The sequence below is a fragment of the Jatrophihabitans sp. sgz311053 genome (genome assembly GCF_056135305.1).
In genome coordinates, this window is sequence record NZ_JBWAXP010000002.1 from 1,323,137 (window position 1) to 1,347,525 (window position 24,389).

A 24,389-nucleotide genomic window follows, 5' to 3' on the forward strand; every position below is an offset into this window, starting at 1 on the left:
TGTGCCCGTCCGACACGGACACAGGTCAGCCGTGATCAGCTCTACCGGGCCAGGGTGGGGTAGTCGATGTAGCCCTCGGCTCCGCCGCCGTAGAAGGTGTCGGAATCCGGCTCGTTGAGCGGGGCATCCTGCCGCCACCGCTCGACGAGATCGGGATTGGCGATCACGGGACGGCCGACGGCCACGGCGTCGGCCTGCCCGGCGTCGAGGATGGCCTGCGCCGACTCCTTCGTCGTCACCTCGCCGAAGCCGCTGTTGCCGATCCAGACGCCGTCGTAGCGGCGGCGCAGGTCGGCGATCAGCTCGCTGGCGGGGTCGGCGAGGTAGGAGACGTAGGCGATGCCGACCGGAGCGATGCCGTCGATGAGCGCGGCATAGGTGGCGGCGGTGTCGTCGGCGTCCTGCTCCAGGACGCCCTGGATGTCGTGCGCGGGTGAGATCCGGATGCCGACCCGCTCGGGGCCGATCGCCTCGGCCACGGCGTGGACGATCTCGATGGCCAACCGCGCCCGGTTCTGCGGCGTGCCGCCGTAACCGTCGGTGCGCACGTTGGACGACGGCGCCAGGAACTGATGGATCAGGTAGCCGTTGGCCGCGTGCACCTCGATGCCGTCCAGACCGGCCTCGATGGCGGTGCGGGCGGCGTGGACGAACTCGCCCACCACACCGGCGATCTCGTCGGTCGCCAGCGCCCGGGGAGTGGGGTGGTCCCTCGGGCCCTCGGCCGTGATCATCGTGCCCGGTGCGGCGATGGCGCTCGGGGCCACGATGTCGGCGACGGACTTGTTGTCCGGGTGCCCGACACGGCCGGCATGCATCAGTTGGACGACGATGCGGCCGTCGCGGGCGTGGACGGCGTCGGCCACGGCGCGCCAGCCCTCCCGCTGGGCGTCGGTGTGGATGCCCGGCGTGTTCAGGTAGCCCTGGCCGACGGCACTGGGCTGCGTCCCCTCGGTGATGATGAGGCCGGTACCGGCGCGCTGGGCGTAGTACTCGACCGCGATCGGTTGCGGCACCATCCCCTCGCCGGCGCGGTTTCGGGTGAGCGGCGCCATCACGATGCGGTTGGGCAGGGACAACTTGCCGACGGTCAGGGGTTCGAACAGGCTGGGCACGGTCTCTCCTTGTTGATCAGACAACTACTGATCCCAAGGCGGAAGGACGCCCTGCCACTTCCCGGTTGTGAGATCCCAGACGCGGGCGGCAGAACCGGCTCGTCGGCGGGTAGCGGTCAGCGCGCCAGGGCGGTGAGCAGGGCCACGCACGCCACGGCGTCAGGCACCCGGACGTCCGCCGCGGCGACCGCGGCATCGACGGCCGACGACTCCACCGCCACGCTCCAGGCTGCCCGGCCCGCCGCGCGCAGCTCGGCGATCTTCTCGAAAGCGGGAATGTCGCCGAGGTCGTCGCCGAGATAGAGGACCGCCGTCGGCTCGTGCGCGGCGACCAGCCGATCGATCGCCCCGCCCTTGTCGAAGCCGGGCAGTCGAAGCTCGAGGACGCCGCTGCCGGGATGGACCTCGAAGCCGAGGGTGTCGGCCAGCTCGCGCACGGCGGGGGAGATCGCGGCGAGCGCCTCGCCGGGGTGAGCCGCCCGGCGGGCGTGCACCACCAGGGAGAGGCGCTTGTCCTCGATCCAGACGGCCGGGTCGGCCGGGACTGCTGCCAGCACGGCGGGGAGCTCCTCGCGGAGTCGTTCGACTGCCTCGGGTGTCTCGGGGCTGGTGAGCTCGCCGTCGCGCCAGGTCTCGGCGCCGTAGATGCCGGCCACCTCGAGGCCGGGAACGTCCGCCAGCCCACCCAGCCGGACCACCGTCCGGGCGTCCCGTCCGGTGATCACCGCCACCGTCGCGCCCGCGGCGGTGAGAGCGGTGAGGGCATCGACCGTGCCGGCGACCGGACGCGACGCCTCCGGGTCGACCTGGAGTGGGGCGAGGGTCCCGTCGAAGTCGGTGGCGACGAGCGCGCCGCTCACCAGGGGACGCAGGACTTCGAGCAGCTCGTCGGGATGCACCACCTCATCCTCGCCGATGTCGCCGACTGGCCCCGGGTTGGCCCCGGGTTGGCCCCAGCTGAGCGCGGTGGTTGGCGCCGGCTGGCCCCGGGTTGGCCCCAGCTGAGCGCGGTGATCGGCGCCGGCTGGCCCCGGGTTGGCCCCAGCTGAGCGCGGTGATCGGCGCCGGCCAACCGCGCTGGGGTGGGGCCAACCGCGCCAGGGTGGGGCCAACCGCGCCCGGAGGGTGCGCCGAGTAGTTCGACCTCGACCTGAGGTCGAGATATTGCTCCTGACACGCCTGCGGCGACACGCCGAACGTTGTCCGAACCTGATGTGAGAATCGATCCCGTCGAGCCGGGTGACCGGCCGGCGAGGTCGATTTCGCAGGGAGCAGCAACAGCCGTGACAGCAGGACACACCGATCAGTTCGTGCACCTGCACGTGCACACCGAGTACTCCATGCTCGACGGTGCGTCCCTGCTCGACGGTCTCTTCTCCCGCACCGCCGAACTCGGCATGCCGGCCATCGCCATGACCGACCACGGCAACCTGCACGGCGCGTACGACTTCTGGTCCAAGGCCCGCAAGTACGGCGTGAAGCCGATCATCGGCATCGAGGCCTACCTGACGCCGCAGACCAAGCGCCAGGAGCGGGTCCGCGTGAAGTGGGGACGGGGCGGCTCGGCCGAGGAGGGCGGCGACGACGTCGCCGGCGGCGGCGCCTACACCCACATGACGATGTGGGCCGAGAACACCGTCGGCATGCACAACCTGTTCCGGCTCTCGTCCCGCTCCAGCCTGGAGGGCTACTACTACAAGCCCCGTGCCGACCGGGAGCTGCTCCACGAGCACCACGAAGGGCTGATCGCCACCACCGGCTGCCCGTCGGGGGAGATCCAGACCCGGCTGCGGCTCGGACAGTACGACGAGGCGAAGAAGTCCGCGGCCGAGTTCCAGGAGATCTTCGGCAAGCAGAACTTCTTCCTCGAGCTGATGGATCACGGCATCGACATCGAGCGGCGGGTCCGTGACGACCTGCTCCGCCTCGGCCGCGAGCTCGGCATCCCGCCGGTGGCCACCAACGACTCGCACTACAACCACCCGGACGACGCCGCCGCGCACGACGCGCTCATCTGCGTGGCCTCGGGCAAGCGGCTGTCGGACACGAACCGGCTGAAGTTCGACGGTGGCGGCTACTACATCAAGTCGGCCGCCGAGATGCGGCAGCTCTGGGACGAGAAGTTCGACATGCGCGAGGCGTGCGACAACACGCTGCTCATCGCCGAGCGCTGCGAGGTCGAGTTCACCGAGTCGACCGGTGGCTACATGGCGCGGGCGGACGTCCCCGAGGGGGAGTCCGAGGAGTCGTGGTTCCGGCAGGAGGTCTGGCGCGGCATCGAGTTCCGCTACCCCGGCGACAAGCTCACCGCCGAGGTCAAGGACCGCGTCGAGATGGAGCTGGCCGTCATCGCGGCCAAGGGTTACTGCGGCTACTACCTCGTGGTCGCCGACTTCATCCAGTGGGCCAAGGACAACGGCATCCGCGTCGGTCCGGGGCGTGGCTCGGGCGCGGGGTCGATCGCGGCGTACGCGCTGCGCATCACCGACCTCTGCCCGCTGCAGCACGGCCTGATCTTCGAGCGGTTCCTCAACCCCGAACGTCCGTCGATGCCCGACTTCGACATCGACTTCGACGAGCGTCGGCGGGCCGAGGTCATCCGCTACGTCACCGAGAAGTACGGCAGCGACCGGGTCGCCTACATCGCCACCTTCGGCCGGCTCAAGGCGAAGGCCGCGATCAAGGACGCAGCCCGCGTCCTGGACTACGACTTCAAGATGAGCGACACCATCACGAAGGTGCTGCCGCCCGACGTGATGGGCAAGGGCATCAAGCTGCCCGCGCTCTACGACACCACGCACGAGCGTTACGGCGAGGGCGGGGAGTTCCGCGACCTCGCCAGCTCCAACCCGGACGTCAAGAAGATCTACGAGACGGCGCTCGGCCTCGAGGGGCAGATCCGGAACTGGGGCGTGCACGCCGCCGGCGTGATCATGTCCAGCGCGCCGCTCGTCGACGTCGTGCCGATCATGAAGCGCGAGCAGGACGGCGCGATCATCACCCAGTTCGACTACCCGATGTGCGAGGCGCTCGGGCTGGTCAAGATGGACTTCCTGGGGCTGCGCAACCTCACCGTCCTGGGCGACGCCGTCGACAACATCAAGGCCAACCGCGGCATCGACCTGGTGTTGGAAGAGCTCTCCTACGACGACAAGGAGACCTACGAGCTGCTCTGCCGGGGAGACACGCTCGGTGTCTTCCAGCTCGACTCCGGGCCGCTGCGCTCGCTGCTGCGGTTGATGCAGCCGGACAACTTCGAGGACATCTCGGCCGTCATCGCGCTCTACCGGCCGGGCCCCATGGGCGCCGACAGCCACACCAACTACGCGTTGCGCAAGAACGGCCGGCAGCCGATCGAGTACATCGACCCCGAGCTCACCGAGGCGCTCACGCCGATCCTCGGCACCACCTACGGCCTGATCATCTATCAGGAGCAGGTGATGTCGATCGCCCAGGAGCTCGCCGGCTTCACGCTCGGACAGGCAGACAACCTGCGCCGCGCGATGGGCAAGAAGAAGCGCGAGGTGCTGGAGAAGGAGTTCGTCGGCTTCGAGGCCGGGATGATCGCGCGCGGCTTCACCAAGCCCGCGATCAAGAAGCTCTGGGACATCCTCGTCCCCTTCGCCGACTACGCCTTCAACAAGGCGCACTCGGCCGCCTACGGCGTCATCTCCTACTGGACGGCCTACCTCAAGGCGCACTATCCGGCCGAGTACATGGCCGCGCTGCTGCAGTCGGTCAAGGACGACCGCGACAAGATGGCGCTCTACCTCGGCGAGTGCCGGCGCATGGGGATCAAGGTCATGCCTCCCTGCGTGAACGAGTCGGCAGCGATGTTCACCGCCGTCGGCCCCGACATCCGCTTCGGCCTCACCGCGATCCGCAACGTGGGCGCCAACGTCGTCTCGGCCATCGTCCGCGCCCGCGAGGGGGAGCAGGGTGCCTTCGTCGACTTCGGCGACTTCCTGAAGAAGGTCGAGGCGGTGGTCTGCAACAAGCGCACCATCGAAGCCCTCATCAAGGGCGGTGCCTTCGACTCCCTCGACCACCCTCGCCGCGGCCTGATGAACGTCTTCGAGAGCGCCGTCGACGCTGTCCTGGACATCAAGCGGAACGAGGCAAACGGTCAGTTCGACCTCTTCGCCAGCCTCGGCGGCGGTGAGGGCGACGCGCCGGCCGCAGCCGACGACGACGTCTTCGCCGTCCGGGTCGCCGACGTCGAGTGGGACAAAAAGGTCGAGTTGCAGTTCGAGCGCGAGATGCTCGGGCTCTACGTCTCGGACCATCCGCTCTTCGGCCTGGAGCACGTGCTGGCCAACGCGGCGGACGGCAGCATCGCCTCGGTCCAGGCCGAGGGTCAGGCCGAACCGCAGACGATGACGTTGGCCGGGATCCTCACCGGCGTCAGCCGGCGCGTCACCAAGGCCGGTGCCGCCTGGGCCAGCGCGCAGCTGGAGGATCTCGACGGCTCCATCGAGGTGATGTTCTTCCCCGCCACCTACGCGCAGGTGGCGCTGAACGTCGCCGAGGACGCCATCGTCTCGATCAAGGGCAGGACGGACGCCCGCGAGGACACGGTCAAGTTCATCGCCAGCGATCTCAACGTGCTCGACACCACCCAGGCCGACGGGAACTTCGGGCCCGTCACGGTGACGCTGCCGGCGCTGAAGTGGACACCTCCGGTGCTGGAGCGGTTCAAGGACGTCCTGGCCCAGCACCCGGGGACCGCCGACGTCCATCTCAAGGTGCTCACCAACGACGGACCGCTCGTCCTGCGACTCGACGACCGGTTCCGGGTCACGCCGTCGGCCGCGCTGATGGGGGACCTGAAGGCCCTGCTCGGTCCGAACGCGCTGGCTGCCTGAGCGGACGACGCCTCGCCGGGGCTGCTCCTTTCGGTTCGGCGTCTGTCGGTTCGGCGTCTGTCGGTTCGGCGTCTGTTGGTTCGGCGTCTGGTTCGGCCTCTGTTGGTTCGGCGTCTGTTGGTTCGGCGTCTGTTGGTTCGGCGTCTGTTGGTTCGGCGTCTGTCGATCCGGCGCCGGTCGGTCAGGAGGGCGTCCCGATCTGCCCGGTGTCTCGTCACCTGCCGTCCATCTGCGCGACGACGGGCCGTTGCCGCAGCATCGGACGACGGTCAAGGCACGTTCGTACGTTCGCCGACATGGCCAGTCCCACGTCAGACCAGCGGCAGCAGCAGTCGAGGGGCTCGGCGCGCCGGATTCCGCGGGGCCTCGCCCGGCGCGGCCGGCGCGTAGCGGAGGCAGTCACGGACCTGACCGACAGTCGCGCCGCCGCCGAGGCCAAGCAGCACGTCGCCGAGCTCGCCGCGTTGGAGTCGTCCTACAAGAGCGCGAAGATCCGCGACGAGCGGATCGACGACCACCTGCACCGACTGCTTGCCGCCGCGGGGGTCCGCGGTGGCCGGGTGCTGGAGATCGGCGGCCGGATGCATCCGCGGGGCCGGCTCTTCGACGAGATCGCGCCGGGGGCCTTCAGGTACCAGAACCTGGACCTCGAGCACTCCGACGAGCAGACCGTCGTCGGCGACATCACCGGCTGTCCCGAGATCGCCGACGGCAGCTACGACGTCGTCGTCTCGGTCGACGTCTTCGAGCACATCGACCGGCCCTGGCTCGCCGCGGCCGAGATCGGTCGCATCCTCGCGCCCGGCGGGCTCGCCTACACCTCCACCCTCTTCAGCTGGCGTTACCACCCGTGCCCCATCGACTTCTGGCGGTACACCCCGGACGCGCTGGAGTTCCTCTTCGCCGACCTCACCACCCTGGAGAAGGGTTTCGACAGCACCGAACGGCGCCGCGACGTGCGCAAGCGTGCCAAGGACGACCCCTTCGAGCCGGACGCCCTGGGCGGCTGGCGAGAGAACGTCCGCGTCTTCCACGCCGGGATCAAGCCCGCGCCGTGACGCTGCGCTGGACCGGCCCCATGACCCGCTGCGACCGCGGCGGGCAGAATCGAAAGGCTGCGGTGACCTGCCGTGCGTGACACCACCAAGGCGATGATCGCCCATTACATCGAGCAGGCAGACCTCTCCGGCGACGTCCTGGAGATCGGCGGCCACCGGCTCGCCCAGTGCGCGATCGAGCACTTTCCCGAGCCCCGGTTCCGCTATCACGACCTGAACCTCGAGCAGTCCGACATCCCCAACACGATCATCGCCGACATCACCGGGTGTCGTGACGAGATCGCCGACGAATCCTTCGACGTCGTCTTCAGCTCCGACGTCTTCGAGCACATCGACCGACCCTGGCTCGCCGCCGAGGAGATCACCCGCATCCTGCGGCCGGGTGGCGTCGCGATCACCCAGACGCTCTTCTCGTGGCGCAATCACCCCTGCCCGATCGACTACTGGCGCTACAGCGCGGAGTGCCTGGAGTTCCTCTTCGGTGGACTGGAGCTGCTGGAGAAGGGCTACGACCTCTCCGAGCGGCGCCGCGACCAGCCCGGCTTCTGGCCCAGCGGTGCCGACTCGGTGCCGGTGGACGCCTTCGGCGGCTGGCGCGAGCACTGGAGCGTCTACGTCGTCAACCGCAAGGGCGGCGGCGCCCCCGTCGCCCGCTTCAAGGACTCCGACCATCCGCTGGCCAAGCACCTGCGCCGCGATACCCAGGGTGTCGTCACGAACCCGCGGATGCTCAAGCAGACGCCGCCGGCGCAGGTCGACGCCGACCTGCTGCGCCGTGTCGGCGAGCTGCAGTCCGGGGTCGAGCGGCTGCAGTCCACCGTCGACCGGCTGCAGCGCAGCGTCGGCAAGCTGGACAAGCAGCTCGCCGGCCCGGCTCGTCCGCTGTCGACGCGGATCTACCAGCGGGCGCGACGTGAGGTGCGCAGAGCCAGATTTGCGCGCTCCGCGTGACGCCCGCGATCGGCTCGATGTCTCCGACGCTCGATGTCTCCGAGGTCTCCGAGCTGCGCGGTCCGTCTCAGAGCTGCGCGATCCGCTTGATGCGCGGCTCGACGACGTCCACGCCGTAGCGGTACATCTTGCGGGCCGCGCGCTTGGCGACCCGGCGGGCCAGCGGCGGCCGGGTGCGCGTCGTCGCCGCCTTCACGGCGGCCGGCGCGGGCCGGGCCTCGGCGTCGAGGCCGTAGCGGGCGAGCAGCCGCGGCAGGTAGTCCCCGGCGCGATCGGGGCTGAGCCAGGGCCGTAGCGGAGGCAGCTCCGGGCCGAGGGCCACCAGCTCGGCCAGCCGGTCGGCGGCGCGGGCATAGGAGTCCGGACCGGCATGCACGCCGTGCGCGGCTGCCCACTCCGAGGTGAGCGTCGGGACCTCGTCGCGCAGCAGGGCCGGCCAGGACGTCATCACCCCGGAACCGAGGAAGAGCGCGTTCCCGATCGCCTCGCGCAGGCCGTAGTCGGTGAGCACGGCGGTGGGGATGCCGCGATGCATGGCCTCCACGGCCGCCGTCGAGCTCACCGTGACGCAGAGGTCGGTGCGGTCGAGCACCGGGGCCATGGCGCCGTAGACGAACGAGACGTTGGCCGGGATCCGCTCGACGGGCAGCAGGGCGGTGTAGTGGTACGGCTCGACGTGCGTGGTGCGCTCGCCGGGGCGGGCCCGCAGCTTGAAGACGACCTCCCGGTCGGGGAAGCGGTGGGCGTAGGCGATGGCCTGCTCCAGCACGTGCCGGCGTTCCCGCTCGGACTCCGGGACGCCGGGCTGGGTCACGAAGGTCAGCGTGTACGGCCGGCTGCGACCGGCGGCCGTCGCGTCGTAGGGCGCGCCGCCGAGGAAGGGCAGCGCCGTCCCGACCACCGACTTCGGGTCGGCCCCGAGGCCGGCGAAGACCTCGCCGAAGTGCGCCGCATCGGCGTCGCAGTTGGCCAGCACCAGATCGGCGCCGGCCCGGTTGACGAGACCGTCGATGATCTTCTCGTAGACGAGGCCGACGTAACCGGTGACGACGACTGGGCGTACCCGACGGCCGGCCCAGACGCGGCTCAACGCCTGCATCAGGGACTGGACGCAGCCGCCGATGCAGGCCAGCACCACGACCTCTGCCTCGGTGTCACGCAGCCGCTCGATCGTCTCGGCGATGCTGGCACGGCGGACCGAGGCCGGGACGATGCCGACGTCGTCGAACTGCTGGTCGTTGGGCACCGAGCGGCCGAGCAGCAGCGTGGCGTGGATCGCCGCCGGACGATCTCCGACGAGGTGCGGCACGAGGCTCGCGCCCCACTTCCACCGGCTGTCGGAATCGGCGATCACCTCGACGGCCCAGCCGGTGTTCGGTGAGGTCCCAGCGTCCGTCATGCCACGAAACTAAGAAGGCCGCTTTTCCGGGTCACGACCCGTATGCAACCACGACATGGAGTGCAGGTTAACCGGAGGTGGCGCACGCCGTCCGGCCTGGCGACCGGAGTCGCCGACCGCGTCACCGACGCGCAACCTGCCGGCCGCGCGTCGTCCACCTCGCCCTCACTGCCCGGTCGTCCCTGCTGGTCAGCATCGCCGCATGACCAGCGATCCCACGCTGAGCGTGGTCCTGCCGGCGCGCAACGTCGCGCGCTACCTGCCGGACACGCTCACGTCGCTCGAGCTCAACGACGAGGTCGGGCTGCAGGTGATCGTCGTCGACGACGGCTCCGACGACGCGACGCCCGAGGTCATCGAGTCGTTCGCGTCGCGGGTGGGATGGCTCGAGGTGGTGCGGCACGACCAGGCGGTCGGCCTGGCGAACGCCCGCAACGTCGGCCTGGCCAAGGTGCGCGGCCGCTACGTCATGTTCCTCGACGGCGACGACTGGCTGGCGCCGGGCTACCTCGTCCAGCTCACCGAGGCCATCGAACGGCTCGGCTGTGACTTCGTCCGGGTGGATCACGTCCAGGTCCACGACCGGGACCGCGTCGTCCACCTCGCGCCGGAGGCCCGGCGCAACACGGTGCTCGATCCCCGCTCGGGCATCCTGCCGATCAGTCGGCGCACCATGATCGACTACCCGTACGCCTGGGCCGGGATCTTCCGCGCCGACCTCGGTGACCTGCTCCGCTTCCCGGCGGGGCTGCACACCGCCGAGGACCGGCCCTGGATCTGGCGGCTGCACCGTGAGGCAGACAGCTACGCCGTCGTCTCGCTGGCAGGGCTCTTCTACCGGCGCCTGGTGCTGGACTCGCTGACGCAGATCGGCGACGAGCGCCAGCTGCACTTCCTGGACGCCTACGAGATGGTGCTGCGCCAGGTCCGCGACGACAGCGGGCAGGCGGCCAAGGCGCTGCGACAGTTCCTCGCCGTGTTGGCCCACCAGGTGCAGTCGGGGGAGGAGCGCTTCACCCCCCGGCTGCAGGCGGAGATGGCCGAGCGCGCCCGCCTGATGCTCGCCGGGCTCGACCCCGACCGCCTCTCCGAGGCGCTGCCCAACGACACCCGCCGCGAGCGGCTGGCGCCGATGCTGCCGCCGGGCGTGCTGGCCGACGGGCTGGTGGCGTCATGACCCGCGTCTTCTACGCCTCCACCCTCTTCGGCGCGCTCAGCCTGGCGGCCGCGCTCGACGAGGGCGTCTTCGGCGGCCGCGACGAGCGCCGGCTGCTCATCACGTCGAACAACGTCGCCATCCCCGAGCTGTCGCGGTCCTTCGACCGGACGCCCGCCTTCGCGACCATCCGGGACCGCTTCGACGACCTGGTCCACTGGAACGACCTCATCGCCCCGCTGCACCCGTCGCGGTGGAGCCCGCGCGCCGGTGAGCTGCCGATGCTCGCCCGGCTGGTGACCGAGCGGCTGGGACTGCAGGACGGCGTCCGCGAGCTGGTCCTGGAGTCGGTGGCGGTGGCGCCGTCACGGACCATCGGCTCGCTGATCCGCGAGTGTCCGGTCTCGGTCTACTCCGACGGCCTGATGAGCTACGGACCGACGCGCGACGACCTCCCCGCCGGCATCGGTCGGCGCGCTGGCCGGCTGCTCTACCTCGACCTGGTCGATTCGCTGACCCCGCTGCTGCTGCGGGAGTACGAGACCACGCCGCTCCCGATGTCCGGGCAGGCCTTCGGTCGGGTCATCGCCGGGCTGGGGCGGCCGGAGGTGGGGCAGGACGCGACCTCGCCGGTGATCCTGGGGCAGTACCTCTCGCAGCTGGAGATCCTGGAACCGGCGGAGGAGATCGCTCTCCACGACGAGATGCTCGACGGACTCGTCGCCCGCGGCCACCGCCGCATCGTCTTCCGGCCCCACCCGGCCGCCGCCCAGGCGCACGTGCAGCCGCTGCGTCGCCATGCCGCCGAGCGGGGGGTGGAGCTGGTCGTCCCCGATGACGGGCTGCCCGCGGAGTCCTGGTTCGCCGCCGCGAAGCCGTCACTGGTCGTCTCGTGCTTCAGCACCGCCCTCTTCAGCGCCCGCACGCTCTTCGGTCTCGAGGTCGCCACCATGGGGACGTCGACGGTGCTGCAGCGGCTCGTCCCCTACGAGAACAGCAACCGCATCCCGGTCACCATCTGCGACGCGATGCTGCCGCGGTTGCAGCGCGACGGCACCCTGCAGCCCGGTGCGTTGCCCTCCGACGACGTCGCCGAGCTGGTCCGGGCCGTCGGCTTCTGCATGCAGTCCAACCGGCTCTTCGACCTGCGCGAGACGGCGGTGAGCTACCTGGCAGCCCACGGCCACGAGCGCTACTTCAAACGCCGCCGGCTCGAGGCTGTCGGGTTGCTGGCGCCGCCGCGGCGACGGGGTCAGACCACGACGGGACGTCGCCTCGTGAGCGCTGCCCGACGCCGTGCCGTCGCGGCCACGGAGCGGGTCCGCCGCGCCGGTGCCGAGGACGTGACCGCTGTCGCACCGCCGCGTGCTCGTTAACCCATACGTTGCCCTGCTGACCGACGACATCCACTTGGCGAACGGCTTGTGGTCGTGCGGCATCCATAACTTCGTCGACATGAGTTCGCGCGTGGTGGCTGTCATCCCGGCCCGGGGCGGCTCCAAGGGCGTGCCCGGCAAGAACGTCACCGAGGTCGGCGGTCTGCCGCTGGTGGCCCGTGCCGTGCTGGCCGCCCGCACCTCGCGTCACATGGACCGCGTCCTCGTCTCCACCGACGATCCGTTGATCGCGAGCGCGGCCCGCGACGCCGGCGCCGAGGTCGTCGAGCGGCCGGCGCAGCTCTCCGGGGACACCGCCACCTCGGAGTCGGCACTGCTCCATGCCCTGGACACTGCTGCGCCGGAGGCAGAGATCGTGCTGCTGGTGCAGTGCACCTCGCCGTTCCTCACCGCAACCGACGTCGACGCCGTCGTCGCCGCCGTCCTCGACGGTCACGACAGCGCCTTCACCGCCGCCCCGTCGCACGGCTTCCTCTGGCGGCCGGACGGCACCGGCGTCAACCACGACCCGGCCTCCCGGCCGCGACGCCAGGACCGTCCCGTCGAGCTGCTCGAGACCGGCGCCGCCTACGCGATGCGCGTCGACGGCTTCCGGCGTGCCGGTCACCGCTTCTTCGGTCGCATCGCCCCCGTCGAGGTCGATCCGGCCCGCACCCTGGAGATCGACGAGCCCGGCGATCTTGCCCGGGCGCGGCTGCTCGCGCCGCTGCTGGACCACACGACCAGCATCGGGCTGGACGACATCGACGCGCTGGTCGTCGACTTCGACGGCACCCTCACCGACGACCGCGTCACCGTCGACCAGGACGGTCGTGAGTCGGTCACCGTCCACCGCGGTGACGGCCTCGGCATCGCCGCGCTGCGTCGGGCCGGGCTGCCGGTGATCATCCTCTCCACCGAGGTGAACCCGGTCGTCAGCGCACGAGCGCGCAAATTGAATATCCCCGCGCTGCAGGGCATCGCGGAGAAGGGGTCGGCCCTCGCGCAGTGGTGCGCGGAGAACGGGCACGACCTCGCCCGCACGGCGTACGTCGGCAACGACGTGAACGACCTGCCGTGCTTCGACATCGTCGGCTGGCCGATCGCGGTCGCCGACGCCCACTACTCGGTGCGGGCGCGTGCCCGCATCGTCACTGCCGCCGCCGGCGGCCACGGCGCGATCCGCGAGGTCGCGTCGCGACTGCTGGGCAAGGCCAACACGAATGCAAAGGAAGGCCGAGATGGATCTGACTCGCTTGCGCTACATCGGTGATCGGCCGGTCGGCCCCGACCACCCGGTCTACGTGACCGCCGAGATCGGCATCAACCACAACGGCAACCTCGAGGACGCCCTCGCGATGATCGACGTCGCGGTGGAGGCCGGCTGCGACGCGGTCAAGTTCCAGAAGCGGACCCCCGAGATCTGCGTCCCGAAGGACCAGCAGAGCATCGAGCGGGACACCCCCTGGGGTCGGATGACCTACCTGGACTACCGGCACCGGGTCGAGTTCGGCCGCGACGAGTACGAGGCCATCGACCGCTACTGCGCCGACCGCGGCATCGACTGGTTCGCCTCGCCGTGGGACGTTCCCAGCGTCGACTTCCTCGAGCTGATGAACCCGCCGGCACTCAAGATCGCCTCCGCGTCGCTCACCGATGACGAGCTGCTGGTCCGGGTCCGCGAGACCGGCCGCACCGTCATCCTCTCGACGGGCATGTCCACCACCGACGAGATCCGGCACGCCATCGAGGTCCTCGGCCGCGAGCGGCTCATCCTCTGCCACACCACCAGCTCCTACCCGGCCCCGGCCGAGGAGCTGAACCTGCGGATGCTGCACACGCTCATGCACAACTTCCCCGACGTCCCGATCGGCTACAGCGGACACGAGATCGGCCTGCAGACCACGGTCGCGGCGGTCGCGCTGGGCGCTACCTTCGTCGAGCGGCACATCACCCTCGACCGCGCCAACTGGGGCTCGGACCAGGCGGCCTCGGTGGAGCCGGCCGGCCTCAAGCGTCTCGTCCGCGACATCCGCGTGGTCGAGAAGGCGCTCGGCGACGGCGTCAAGAAGGTCTACGACAGCGAGCTGTCGGCGCGGGCCAAGCTGCGCCGCACCACGTCGGTCGACGCGCCGGCGAGCTGAGGTCCCGGCCGACTCCGCGGTCAGGAAGAGAACACCCCACAATGAGGACGTGGTCGGCAATGGCGGTCGGACGATGAGCGTCCTGCGCACGCTCGCGCTCGTCGAGAGCGCCACCCAGCTGCTCAACGTCGTCGAGTGGGCGCACACGACGGGGGAGCACGGCGATCTGCGGGTCGCCGTGCTCTGCCCGAAGGACTCGCCGACCCGTGGCCAGCTCGACGAGGTCGCCGGGTTGGCGCGCGGCGCCGGCCTGGACGTCGAGATCGTCAACATCCGGGCGCTCGGATCGGGCGGGATGCTCGGCGGCGTGCGGCTCACCCGCTCGCTGGCGACCGCGCGGCGGGTGGTGATCGGCGACCCCTTCTCCGGTCTGATCCAGACGCTGCTGCCCTTCGCCCGGGCCGAGCACGTCGTCGTCGTGGACGACGGCACGGCGACGTGGGAGTTCGCCTCCTGCATCACCCGCGGCACACCGCTGATCCGCTGGCGGCTCGAGGCGAAGGGGGCCAGCCCGCGGGCGGCGCGGGCGACCCGCTTGCTCTCGCCGAGCGCGAACCGCACGCTCACCGTCTTCAGCTGCCTGGCCGATGCCACCCCGCCGGGCGCGATCGGCATCGTGAACAGGTACGCCTGGACCAAGTCCTGGCAGACGCCCACCCTCGTCACCGACGAGGTCGATCTGCTCGGCGCCTCGCTCGTCGAGACCGGGATGGTGGACCGGGGCGCCTACCTCGGCGCCGTCCGACACCTCGCCCACCGGTACGGGCCGCTGCGCTACCTGGCGCACCGTCGTGAGTCCGAGGAGCGGCTCGCCGAGCTCGAGACCGTTCCCGGCGTACGAGTACAGCGCGGCCGGCTCCCCGTCGAGCTGACGCTGCGCGAGGGTCCGGTGGCATCCCACGTCATCACCTTCCCGTCGACCGCGGCGCACACGCTGCCGGTGGTGCTCTCCGACATCGCCACCCGCATCGAGGTGCGGCGCATCGACGAGGCGTGGTTCACACCGGGGACCTCGGCGCGGGCCCGGGAATTCGTCGACCGGATCAGCGCCGACGCGCCGGCCCGCCCGCTGCTCGAACTGGCCTGAGGCGGAATGCGGCGCTGGCCGCGCTGGTTGATGCCGTCATGACCGACGCAGGCGTCTCCGCCACGAGCGCGGCCGAGTCGACCGCCACCGAGTCGACCGCCACCGAGCCGACCGGCTACGACTCCCGCCCCGACTACCGCGTCGACCTGCTGTGGCGGCGTAACCGCGTCCGGGTGACGCACGACGGGCGGGTGCTCGCCGACACCACCAGCAGCATCCTCGTGGACGAGCAGGATCACGGGCTGGTCGTCTACGTCCCGGCCGGCGACATCGACTGGTCGCTGCTGGTCGCCACCGACGACAGCACGCGCTGCCCCTACAAGGGGGTCGCCAACTACTGGCGCCTCGCCGACGGCGGTGGTCCCGTGGCCTGGGGTTACCGGCAGCCGTACGCGCGGGTGGCGCCGCTGCGTGATCACGTCGCGTTTTACCAGGACCGCGTGCAGGTTCAGCTCGGCGTCGCCGATCCGGCCGTCTCCGGCTGAGATCGGCGAGCACCACGCACAGCCGTAGGACGCGGTTGCCCGGGTAGTGTCGGGCGCATGCAGCCACCGCTTCCGGCGCGCCGTCCCGACGATCCCGGCCGGGGCCAGGGTGACGACCCCTTCGGTCAGTCGGGCGCGGCCTACGACGTCGGGGAGTTCCCGCAGGGCTCGCCGTTCAGCCGGTGGGCGCTGGCCCGCTACCTGGTCGGTCGGGTGTTGCTGGAGCGGGTGAGCTGGTCGCTGCTCGCGGTCGCCGTCGTGCTCTTCGCCCTCGCCGCCGTCTCCCAGTTCGTGCTCCACCTCACCGTGCTCACCGTCCTGCTGGTGATCGTCGCCGTCATGGTGCTGCTCATGCGCTTTCTCATGCTCGCCGTGCTGCGCCGGGTCATGGGCGCCGGCCAGTACGGCCCGCTGGAGGACCGCCTGGGCGACCTCGTCTCCGACACCGGGAAGGACGTCTTGGCGGAGCTGCGCCGCGTCGGGTTGCCGTCCCGCACGCTGACGCTGCCGCTCATCGCCGTCCGGCTCGCCACCCGCCGGCGCCGCGACACCATGGACCGGCTGCGACGTTTCGAGGTGGAGCGTGCCGTTCCGCGCAGCCGCCTCGACGAGCTGCACATGCTGCTGCGCCAGGCCACCGGGGCGGTCCCGCCCGTGCCTCCGGCCGGCGGACCGGCATGACCGCGGGACAGCCGGTCGCGACCGACCCCGCGCCGGCGCGGAGCCGACGCCCCGTCCTCGGCGATCTGCGGGCAGGCATCTCGATCGTGCTCGCGCTCGCCGTGATCGGCGCGCTGCTCGGGCTCGTCTGGGCCGCATGGAGCCCACCCGGTTCGGCGGCGCGGATCACGCCGGCCGGGCGGCTGCAGGACGAGACGGAGGCATGGATCGCCGAGGACGGACGCTTCCTGGTCCTCGCCGCCGTCGCGGGACTCGTCGCCGCACTCGCCGCCTGGCGGCGGACCGAGCGCCGGGGTCCGGTCGTGCTGGGCGCCCTGGCCGCCGGCGGCATCATCGGTTCACTGCTCATGTGGTTCGTGGGCTGGCTCGCCGGCGGCGGCAGCGACACCGGCCAACAGGGTGGCTTCATCCCGCGGCAGCGGCTGACGGTGCACATCGACGGGCTGCTCTTCGTCCAGGCCGGGGTCGCCGTCCTCTGCTACGCCCTGCTGGTCGCCTTCGCAGCCCGCGACGATCTGGGACGGCCGGACGAGGAGCGGGATCGCCTGCTCGCGCAGGTCGGCGCGGGGGGCTACCCGCCGCCCTACCCGCCACAGCCGTACCCACCTGCCGGATACGCCCCGCCACGGTTCCCACCGGAGGGTACGCCGCCTGCGGCGTACCCGCCGCCGCCGTACTCACCCCCGCCGTACCCGTCCCCGGCGTACCCGCAGGTCGAGGCGACGGACGCGCCCGGCGGGAGCCGGCCGCGTCCGGGACCGTCAGTTGGACCCGGCGCCGAGACGCAGCACGGCGGGGGAGACGGCGATGCTGCGGGTCCGCTGCAGCAGCGCGATCTCCCGCCGCAGTAGCCGCCCCAGACGCATCAGCCGGTCGGCCGTGGTCTCGTCGCCCAGCAGCGCCTGCTTCTCCTCCGGAGGCAGGGGCAACCGGGCGGCGAGCTGGTAGGAGAGCTGATTGGCGTCGGTGGGGAGCTCGGTGCCGGTACCCCGGCCTGCCAGGCGCAGCAGCATCGCGTCGTAGACGTCGATGAGCTCCCGCGAGCGGTTCTCGAGCTCGGCGGTGAGCGCGCCGTCCGGTTCGTCGAGGTAGTCCACCTCGGCGCGCAGGTACGGCTTGCCGGTCACCACCAGCTCCCGCACCCGGAACCGGCGGCTGCCGACCGAAAGCAGGTCCGACGAGCCGTCGGGCGACGTCTCCACCTCGAGGATCTCGGCGAGCGTGCCGATGGCCTCGACGTCCGGTGTCGCCCCGTTCCGCACGTGCGGAGTCATCGCCTCGGTGCCGGCCCGCAGCGTCACCACACCGAAGACGGGACCCGCCGGTGCGTCGCCGATGTCGGTGAGCAGCTGCCGATACCGCTCCTCGAAGATGTGCAGCGGCAGCGGCATGCCCGGCAGCAGCACGTGGCTCAGCGGGAAGAGCGGGATGGTCGCGGCCACGCCCGCCAGATTAGCCGCGCGATCCGGTGCGATGCGCGATCGACCCGGCCGATGACGTGCCGGTCAGCCCGGCCCGAGCGCGCGAGTGATCCGCTGGACGAGCACCGGTCCCAGGGTGCGGCTCCAGGTGGAGGTGATGTGACCGTAGGTGTCCCGGTAGACCAGGACATTGCCGATCACCGCCGGACACGACGTCCGCCGGCAGTACAGGTCGGTGAGATCGACCGTGCGGAGCCGGCGGGTGCGCTCTGCGGTGTCGGCCATCCGGTCGGGGTCGGCCAGGGCGGCCTTGCGGGGCGTCGCGCAGCTGCGGACGTCGCTGGTCACTCGCTGGATGCAGGAGAGGGTGTCGGCGGTGAGGCCGGGGTTGTCACGGACGACGACGACACGGGTTCCGCGCGCCAGCACCGGCCGCCACGCGGCGCGGAACTGCGCGGCGAGATTCGGGCCGGTCTGGAACTGCCGGTCGCTGGTGGTGATCACCAGGTCGTAGCGCAGGCCGCTCGCCAGCCGCGATCTCGTGCTGTCCATGCCGGGACAGGTGCCGGGGTCGCCGGTCCGCCAGACGCAGCCGTAGCCGACGTAGGTGTCCAGGCGCCACTTCAGGCGGGTCAGCTGTGCCTTCAGGCCGGGCAGCAGCATCGCGGCGTGACTGTCGCCGATGAGGGCGACGCGGTAGGCGCTCCCGCTGCGCGATCCGTAGCTACACGTCCTCGTCGGCTGGTCGCGGCCGGACCAGCAGCTGAAGGCGCCCTTGGAGTCGCTCGCGAAGTCGTCCACGCTCGGGCGGACGGCGAGCCGATCGCTGATCCGGCAGTCGGTGTAGCGGACCTCCGCGGCGGCACCGAGGCAGATGTCGCCCGCGGCCTGCAGCGCCGGGTCGGGGCGGTCGGCGATCCGCACCGCAGCAGAGCCGGCGACGAGCGGCAGCAGGAGGGCGACGGCGACGACGAGCCACCCGGACCGGCGGCGTCCGGGACGCCTCCGATCACTCGCTCCGGCGGTGACACGTGACGTCGGGGAGAGCCAGCGGGAGCGACGGATCGGGTTCTCCACCACCGCGTAGGACAGCGCCGCAAGGGCAAGCATCGCCACCACGGCGACGAGGTAGTAGGCGGCCGTCCCGTCGGTCATGACCGCGGTCAGCAGCACGACGACGGGGAAGTGCCAGAGGTACAGCGAGTAGGAGATGTCGCCGAGGTAGTTGCTGACCCTGTTGGTCAGCGGCCACAGCCAGGACGCCGGCGTCGTCGCCCCGGCCACCAGCAACAGCGCGGTCGCCAGGACAGGCAGCGCGGCCCCCGGCGCCGGGAAGAGCGGGCCGTCGGTCACGACGAAGGGCGAGACCACCATCCCCGCCAGACCCAGCAAGCTCAGCCAGCGCGCAGCTCGCGTCGGCAACGGCGGCCAGATCCGGGCGGCGATGACCGCCATGGCACCTACGCCCAGCTCCCACCCGCGCGTGAGCGTGGAGAAGTACGCGACCGACTGGTCCGTCCTCGTCTGGATCAGGGCGAAGACGAGCGAGGCGAGGGTGAGTGTGGTGATGGCGACGAAGGCCGCGACGTGCTCGGCGCGGCCGACCCGGCCGCGGCGGCGCACCACGACGAGGAGGGCGAGCATCAGCCACGGCCAGACGAAGTAGAACTGCTCCTCGACCGCGAGGGACCAGAAGTGTTGGACCGGGGACGGCGTCAGACCCTGCTGGAAGTAGTCGGTGCTGGTCTCCACGAAGCGCCAGTTCGCGGCGAAGAGACTGGCCCAGCGTGCGTCGCTCACCACGTCGAGCATGCGCGCCCGGGGCAGCAGGGCCGCCGCGACCAGGACGGTGGTCACCAGCACGAGCACCGCGGCGGGGAGGATCCGCTTCGCGCGGCGCGCGTAGAACGAGATCCAGCTGATGGTGCCCGTCCGGTCGTACTCGCGCAGCAGCAGACCGGTGATCAGGTAGCCGCTGACGACGAAGAAGATGTCGACCCCGACGAAGCCGCCGGCCGGCCAGCCGGTGAGATGGTCCAGCACGACCGCGGTGACGGCGATGGCGCGGACGCCCTGGATGTCGCGCCGCAGGTGCCCGGCCCCGCCCGCCGGACCGGGGGCCGGGGCACCCGTGCGGTCGCCGCCGGCTCCGGCCGTGCCGGTCACTCGATCTGGGGGTGCGATGGTCCTCGTTCCTTTCCGACGTGCTCGAAACCGTCGCGGATTCTACGGCTCGCGGTGACCAGGTCCGGCCGCCGCGCTTGAGCCGACGGTGAGGCCGGGACCTTCGCCGGCGTTTCGCTGAGGTTAGGGTGAGTGCCCTGGGCGGAGGTCTTCGCCGCGGCGCGCTCCCGCCTCCCTGCGCGGCGCGCGCGCCTCGTCACCGCGGCCCGGTGCCTCGGGCATGCTTCTGGAGGCGTCGTCAGAACTGAGGAGTAGAACATCGTGATGAGCCGACACTCCGGTGATCGAGCGCGGTTCTCCATCGTCTCGGCCGTCTACAACGTCGCCGCGTACCTGCCGGACTTCATCGCCAGCATCGACGAGCAGAGCTTCGACCTCGACGACGTCGAGGTAGTGATGGTCGACGACGGCTCGACCGACGAGTCGCCCCGGATCCTGGCGGAGTGGGCCGAACGCCGGCCGCATCTGGTGACGGTGCTGCACAAGCCCAACGGCGGTCAGGCCTCGGCGCGGAACATGGGAATCGACCACGCCACCGGCGAGTGGGTCACCTTCATCGACCCGGACGATTTCGTGGCGAAGTCCTACCTGCGCAACGTCGACAAGTTCCTGCAGCGCCACCCCTCCACCATGATGGTGGCGGCGCGGCGCCGGGTGCACTTCGACAAGACGGGCAAGCGCGCCAATCACCCGCTCCACTCGCATTTCTCGCGGGAGAACCGGCTGCGTGACCTGAACTACGACAGCACCTACTTCCACGGGCACGCGCCGTGCGCCTTCTTCCGGCTCGACGAGATCCGGCGCCAGCAGCGCTACTTCGACGACCGCATCAGGCCGACCTTCGAGGACGTCCACTTCTGCTCGTGGTACCTGCTGGACGCCCCGAGGCCGTTGATCGGGTACGTCCGCACGGCCCAGTACTTCTACCGGAAGCGGGCCGACGGCAGCTCCACCCTGGACGCGAGCTGGACGCATCCCGGCCGGTGGGACACGGTGCCGGAGCTCGGCTACCTGCCGCTGCTGCGGGAGGCTGCCCGGCGGCACGGGTCAGTGCCGGCATGGCTGCAGACGATGTTCCTCTACGAGCTGTCCTGGTACTTCCGCGCCGCGGACGCCGTGCCGGAGGTCGAGACGGCGGCGCACGGCGAGATCGCGGAGCGCTTCAACACCCACCTGGCCGAAGTCGCCAGCTACCTGGACCCGCGTTCGGTCGCCGCGTACGGGGCCCGCCGCCTCACCCGGGTGCACCGGGACATCCTGCTGCACTCCTTCACCGACGAGGCGTGGCGCAGCGAGACGCTGGTCCTGGACAAGCTGGACTCCCGGCAGCGGTTGATGCGGGCCAGGCTGCGGTTCACCGGCTCCCGGCCCGACGTCTCCTTCTTCGTCGACGGCGCGGCGGTGGACCCCGTCTATGCGAAGGTCCGCGATCTGGTCTATTTCGAGCGGGTCGCCCTGCACGAGCTGCTGGCGTGGATCCCGGTCGGCACCCTCCGGGTCCTGGTCGACGGCAAGGAGGTGGACGTCAGCCTCTTCGAGCCGGATCACCCCGAGCACCTCGTCCCCGAGTCGGCCATCCGCAGCGAGCTGGGTACCACCGTCCCCGAGCCCAAGCCGGCGTACCCCACCCCGCGCCGCCGGGATCGGCTGGTGACGAAGGTCGGCCATTCCCGCGTCGTCAACAAGATCTTCCGGCGGGCGTGGGTGCTGCAGGACCGGATCTACAACGCCGACGACAGCGCCGAGCACCTCTTCACCTACCTCCGCGCCGAGCACCGGTCGGTCAACGCCTGGTTCGTGCTGTCGAAGGAGTCGCAGGACTGGGCACGGTTGAAACGCCACCCCGCTCGCCGTCGCGTGGTGGCGCACGGATCGTTGCGCTGGAAGCTGCTGATGCTCAACTGCCAGCACTTCATCTCCTCGCACGCCGACGTCCGGGTGATGAACCCGCCGGAGATCCGCCCGCTGATGCCGCGGCCGCGCTGGCGCAAGGTCTTCCTGCAGCACGGCGTGACGAAGGACGATCTCTCCAACTGGCTCAACACCAAGAACTTCGACCTCTTCGTCACCAGCACCCCGGCCGAGTACCGCTCGGTGGTGGCCGACCACACCAGCTACGCGTACACCGAGCGCGAGGTCATCCTCTCCGGGCTCCCCAGGTTCGACCTGGTGCGGGAGGCCGGCCTGAAGTACCCGCCGGAGCGGCGCGACCTGCTGCTCGCCGCCCCCACCTGGCGTCGCTGGCTCGCGGCCGATCAGGACGAGGCCGACGGTCAGAAGCACATCGACCCCGAGCACTTCCGCGCCTCGGAGTTCGCGCAGCAGTGGGTGGCCGTGCTCGCCTCGCCGGAGCTCAAGCAGCTCGCCGACGCTCATGGCCTGCGCATCGCAGTGCTGCCGCACCCGGTGCTGCAGCGGGTGAGCTCCGCCTTCGACCTGCCGGACTACGTGGAGCGCCTCACCTTCGCCGACGGCGAGGTGCGCGACCTGTTCGCCCGTGCCCGGGTCTTCGTCACCGACTACTCGTCGATGTTCTTCAATGCCGCCTACATCGACAGGCCGATCGTCTACTTCCAGTTCGACCGCGACCGCGTCCAGAGCGGTGGACACCTGGGCCGCGCCGGCTACTTCGACTACGACCGTGACGGCTTCGGTCCGGTGGCCATGGACGCGCCGGCGGCTCTCACGGCCATCACCGAGGCAGTGGTGCAGGGTCCCGAACCGCAGCCGCTCTACCGACAGCGCATCGCCGAGGCCTTCCCCGTCCGCGACGGCAAGTGCCGCGAGCGGGTGTACGAGGCGATCCTCGACTCGACCGAGCCGCGGGCGCCGCGCCGGCTCCCCGTCGTCCCCGAAGACGAGATCGATGGGGACGAGATCGACGGCGACGAGATCGGCGGGGACGGGATCGGCGGGGACGGGATCGGTGGGGAGGCGGACGTGACCGCCGAGGTCATCGAGGGGGCGCCGGAGGCGTCGGCCGAGGCCGCCGACGGAGTGCCGGGCGACGCGGGCTCGGCTCGCACCAGCTCGACGATGCGAGAGACCGAGGCGGAGATCGCGGAGGAGAGCGAGGCGCTGGACCGGCGCTGAGTCCCGCACCACGACGCGGCCGCGAGGCAGCCAGCACGGCGCGACGTCCCAGCGCTCGGCCGGGGGCCGCTCGGCCGGGCGCCGCTCGGTCAGGTGTCGCTCAGAAGAGCACCTTGCGCAGGGTGCCGTCCTCGTTGCGTCGGTCCGGGAGCGAGTCGGCGCGCACCAGGGTGCAGTCGTACTCGATGACCCTGCCGTCGGGCTCGCGGGAGACGGGGTAGCAGCCGGTGACCGCGAAGCCGGCCGCCTCGTACACGCCCAGGGCCTCGGCGAGCCGGGGCATGCCGTCGTAGATGGCCAGCAGCGCCAGCTCCGACTGCATCGCCACGACATCGGCGGCACGGTCGCCCAGGCCCGAGAACGCCTGGACGTCGTAGCCCTGGGTGTCCATCTTCAGGTACACCCGCGGATGCTCGACTCCGCTCGCGCGCACCGGGGCCAGCAGCTCGTCCCAGATGGTGTCCAGGCGCCGGAGCGGGACATCGATCTGGTCGGTGTCGGCGAACTGGTCCAGCGTGCCGAAGCGCTCCCGGCCGTACGCGGTCGCCTCGAGCACCGAGCTGAAGGTGCGCTGCACGCGCATCGGGACAGTGCCTTCGGTGGCGCCGAGGGCGTAACGATGCACCGACCAGCGTTCGTCGTCGGCGGCATGCCGCTCGGCTTCGTCGGCGAAGGCCGGCACGGGCTCGATGGAGGCGATGTGACCGTCGAAGCCGTTGGCGCGCAGCGACTGCGCGAACTGCCCGACGTTGGCGCCGACATCGATGACGCAGTCCACCTGGTACCGCCGCAGCAGCCAGGAGATGTGACGCTCACCGAGCGCCTTCATGGTGTGCGTCTCGAAGAGCGGTTCGGCCTCGACGGCGTCGTTGGTGCGGTTGATCAGCCACCCCCCGTTGCCCACCGGATCCGCGTGCAGCTTGCGATCATGGCCCTCGCCGACGCGGATCAACCACTGGTCGCGGGCGAGCTTGGTGCTGCGCACCCGCTCCCCGGTGCCGTTGGCCAGGACCAGGCCGGTGCGCAGATGGACGTTGCGGACGCCTCGCTTGCCCCGCTTGACGACGACGAAGGCCGAACCCGAACCCACCGGCTCGACGTCGAAGGCGGCGGAGCGGCTCAGCAGCGCGACACCCGGTCCCAGCTCGGTGACGTTGAGTCCCCACCGCTGCGCCAGTCGCAACAGGCGGCGGGCGGCGGTGGTCTTCCGGCCCTGAGCTCGGGTCATCTGCAGATCCTCTCCGGTAGGTCGTCGAGTCGGGCGCACCCGAGGCAGGGTGGGGGTCGATTGCCCGAAAGGTGTGATGGACCCTACTCGCCGGGCTTTCGTCGTCGGCCCCGCTCGACGGTCGGCGGGCGCACCCTGCCGGCCCC

General features: G+C 71.0%; 18 protein-coding genes. 12 read left to right on the top strand and 6 right to left on the bottom strand.

Annotation, left to right across the window (positions count from 1 at the left end; all coding sequences use genetic code 11):
• Positions 1-41: 41 nt before the first annotated feature.
• Both AC0NZQ_RS15155 and otsB read right to left on the bottom strand, forming a co-directional pair.
• The gene (locus AC0NZQ_RS15155; protein ID WP_474530740.1) at positions 42-1,115 is read right to left on the bottom strand and encodes an alkene reductase; all 1,074 of its coding nucleotides are present in this window, start codon (positions 1,113-1,115) and stop codon (positions 42-44) included.
• Positions 1,116-1,231: 116 nt separating this feature from the next.
• Positions 1,232-2,014: a trehalose-phosphatase gene (gene otsB, locus AC0NZQ_RS15160; protein WP_474530741.1), complete on the bottom strand. Its 783-nt coding sequence runs from the start codon at positions 2,012-2,014 to the stop codon at positions 1,232-1,234.
• Positions 2,015-2,398: 384 nt separating this feature from the next.
• On the opposite strand from otsB, the gene dnaE reads away from it, so the two are divergent.
• From dnaE to AC0NZQ_RS15175, 3 genes are all read left to right on the top strand, one after another.
• Positions 2,399-5,980, top strand: coding sequence for a DNA polymerase III subunit alpha (gene dnaE / locus AC0NZQ_RS15165; protein WP_474530743.1), 3,582 nt, complete (start codon positions 2,399-2,401; stop codon positions 5,978-5,980).
• 296 nt (positions 5,981-6,276) lie between these two features.
• Complete coding sequence (locus AC0NZQ_RS15170; RefSeq protein ID WP_474530744.1) at positions 6,277-7,038, top strand: methyltransferase domain-containing protein; 762 nt, start codon at positions 6,277-6,279, stop codon at positions 7,036-7,038.
• A 72-nt stretch (positions 7,039-7,110) separates the two neighbouring features.
• The gene (locus AC0NZQ_RS15175) at positions 7,111-7,989 is read left to right on the top strand and encodes a class I SAM-dependent methyltransferase (RefSeq protein WP_474530745.1); all 879 of its coding nucleotides are present in this window, start codon (positions 7,111-7,113) and stop codon (positions 7,987-7,989) included.
• 67 nt (positions 7,990-8,056) lie between these two features.
• Here the strand turns inward: AC0NZQ_RS15175 and AC0NZQ_RS15180 are convergent, their stop codons facing one another.
• On the bottom strand, positions 8,057-9,388 hold the full coding sequence (locus AC0NZQ_RS15180) for a DUF6716 putative glycosyltransferase (RefSeq protein WP_474530746.1): 1,332 nt from the start codon (positions 9,386-9,388) through the stop codon (positions 8,057-8,059).
• A gap of 202 nt (positions 9,389-9,590) precedes the next feature.
• Between AC0NZQ_RS15180 and AC0NZQ_RS15185 the strand changes: the two genes are divergently transcribed.
• The 8 genes from AC0NZQ_RS15185 to AC0NZQ_RS15220 all read left to right on the top strand — a co-directional run bounded on the left by AC0NZQ_RS15185 (position 9,591) and on the right by AC0NZQ_RS15220 (position 17,168).
• Positions 9,591-10,565: a glycosyltransferase family 2 protein gene (locus tag AC0NZQ_RS15185; RefSeq protein ID WP_474530747.1), complete on the top strand. Its 975-nt coding sequence runs from the start codon at positions 9,591-9,593 to the stop codon at positions 10,563-10,565.
• On the top strand, positions 10,562-11,920 hold the full coding sequence (locus tag AC0NZQ_RS15190; protein ID WP_474530748.1) for a polysialyltransferase family glycosyltransferase: 1,359 nt from the start codon (positions 10,562-10,564) through the stop codon (positions 11,918-11,920). Before AC0NZQ_RS15185 ends, AC0NZQ_RS15190 begins: the two co-directional genes overlap by 4 nt.
• 79 nt (positions 11,921-11,999) lie before the next feature.
• Positions 12,000-13,193 (top strand): cytidylyltransferase domain-containing protein, encoded by a 1,194-nt coding sequence (locus AC0NZQ_RS15195; RefSeq protein ID WP_474530749.1) that lies wholly within the window; start codon positions 12,000-12,002, stop codon positions 13,191-13,193.
• Entirely contained in the window at positions 13,162-14,064 is a 903-nt protein-coding gene (locus AC0NZQ_RS15200) for an N-acetylneuraminate synthase family protein (protein WP_474530750.1), read from the top strand. The genes AC0NZQ_RS15195 and AC0NZQ_RS15200 overlap by 32 nt, the downstream gene beginning before the upstream one ends.
• A gap of 73 nt (positions 14,065-14,137) precedes the next feature.
• A complete protein-coding gene (locus AC0NZQ_RS15205; protein ID WP_474530751.1) occupies positions 14,138-15,151 on the top strand; it encodes a hypothetical protein in 1,014 nt (337 codons plus the stop codon).
• Positions 15,152-15,189: 38 nt separating this feature from the next.
• Positions 15,190-15,636, top strand: coding sequence for a DUF427 domain-containing protein (locus AC0NZQ_RS15210; RefSeq protein WP_474530752.1), 447 nt, complete (start codon positions 15,190-15,192; stop codon positions 15,634-15,636).
• A gap of 57 nt (positions 15,637-15,693) precedes the next feature.
• Positions 15,694-16,317 carry a hypothetical protein gene (locus AC0NZQ_RS15215; protein ID WP_474530754.1) on the top strand — a complete coding sequence of 208 codons (624 nt, stop codon included), beginning with the start codon at positions 15,694-15,696 and terminating at the stop codon, positions 16,315-16,317.
• Positions 16,314-17,168, top strand: coding sequence for a hypothetical protein (locus AC0NZQ_RS15220; RefSeq protein WP_474530755.1), 855 nt, complete (start codon positions 16,314-16,316; stop codon positions 17,166-17,168). The genes AC0NZQ_RS15215 and AC0NZQ_RS15220 overlap by 4 nt, the downstream gene beginning before the upstream one ends.
• Here AC0NZQ_RS15220 and AC0NZQ_RS15225 read toward each other — a convergent pair.
• Positions 17,079-17,759, bottom strand: coding sequence for an LON peptidase substrate-binding domain-containing protein (locus AC0NZQ_RS15225; RefSeq protein WP_474530756.1), 681 nt, complete (start codon positions 17,757-17,759; stop codon positions 17,079-17,081). The genes AC0NZQ_RS15220 and AC0NZQ_RS15225 overlap by 90 nt on opposite strands.
• Positions 17,760-17,822: 63 nt before the next feature.
• Complete coding sequence (locus AC0NZQ_RS15230) at positions 17,823-19,904, bottom strand: acyltransferase family protein (protein WP_474530757.1); 2,082 nt, start codon at positions 19,902-19,904, stop codon at positions 17,823-17,825.
• Positions 19,905-20,186: 282 nt separating this feature from the next.
• Between AC0NZQ_RS15230 and AC0NZQ_RS15235 the strand changes: the two genes are divergently transcribed.
• Complete coding sequence (locus AC0NZQ_RS15235) at positions 20,187-23,015, top strand: bifunctional glycosyltransferase/CDP-glycerol:glycerophosphate glycerophosphotransferase (protein WP_474530758.1); 2,829 nt, start codon at positions 20,187-20,189, stop codon at positions 23,013-23,015.
• A 100-nt stretch (positions 23,016-23,115) separates the two neighbouring features.
• On the opposite strand, the gene AC0NZQ_RS15240 is transcribed toward AC0NZQ_RS15235, so the two are convergent.
• The gene (locus tag AC0NZQ_RS15240) at positions 23,116-24,243 is read right to left on the bottom strand and encodes an FkbM family methyltransferase (RefSeq protein WP_474530759.1); all 1,128 of its coding nucleotides are present in this window, start codon (positions 24,241-24,243) and stop codon (positions 23,116-23,118) included.
• Positions 24,244-24,389 lie beyond the last annotated feature (146 nt).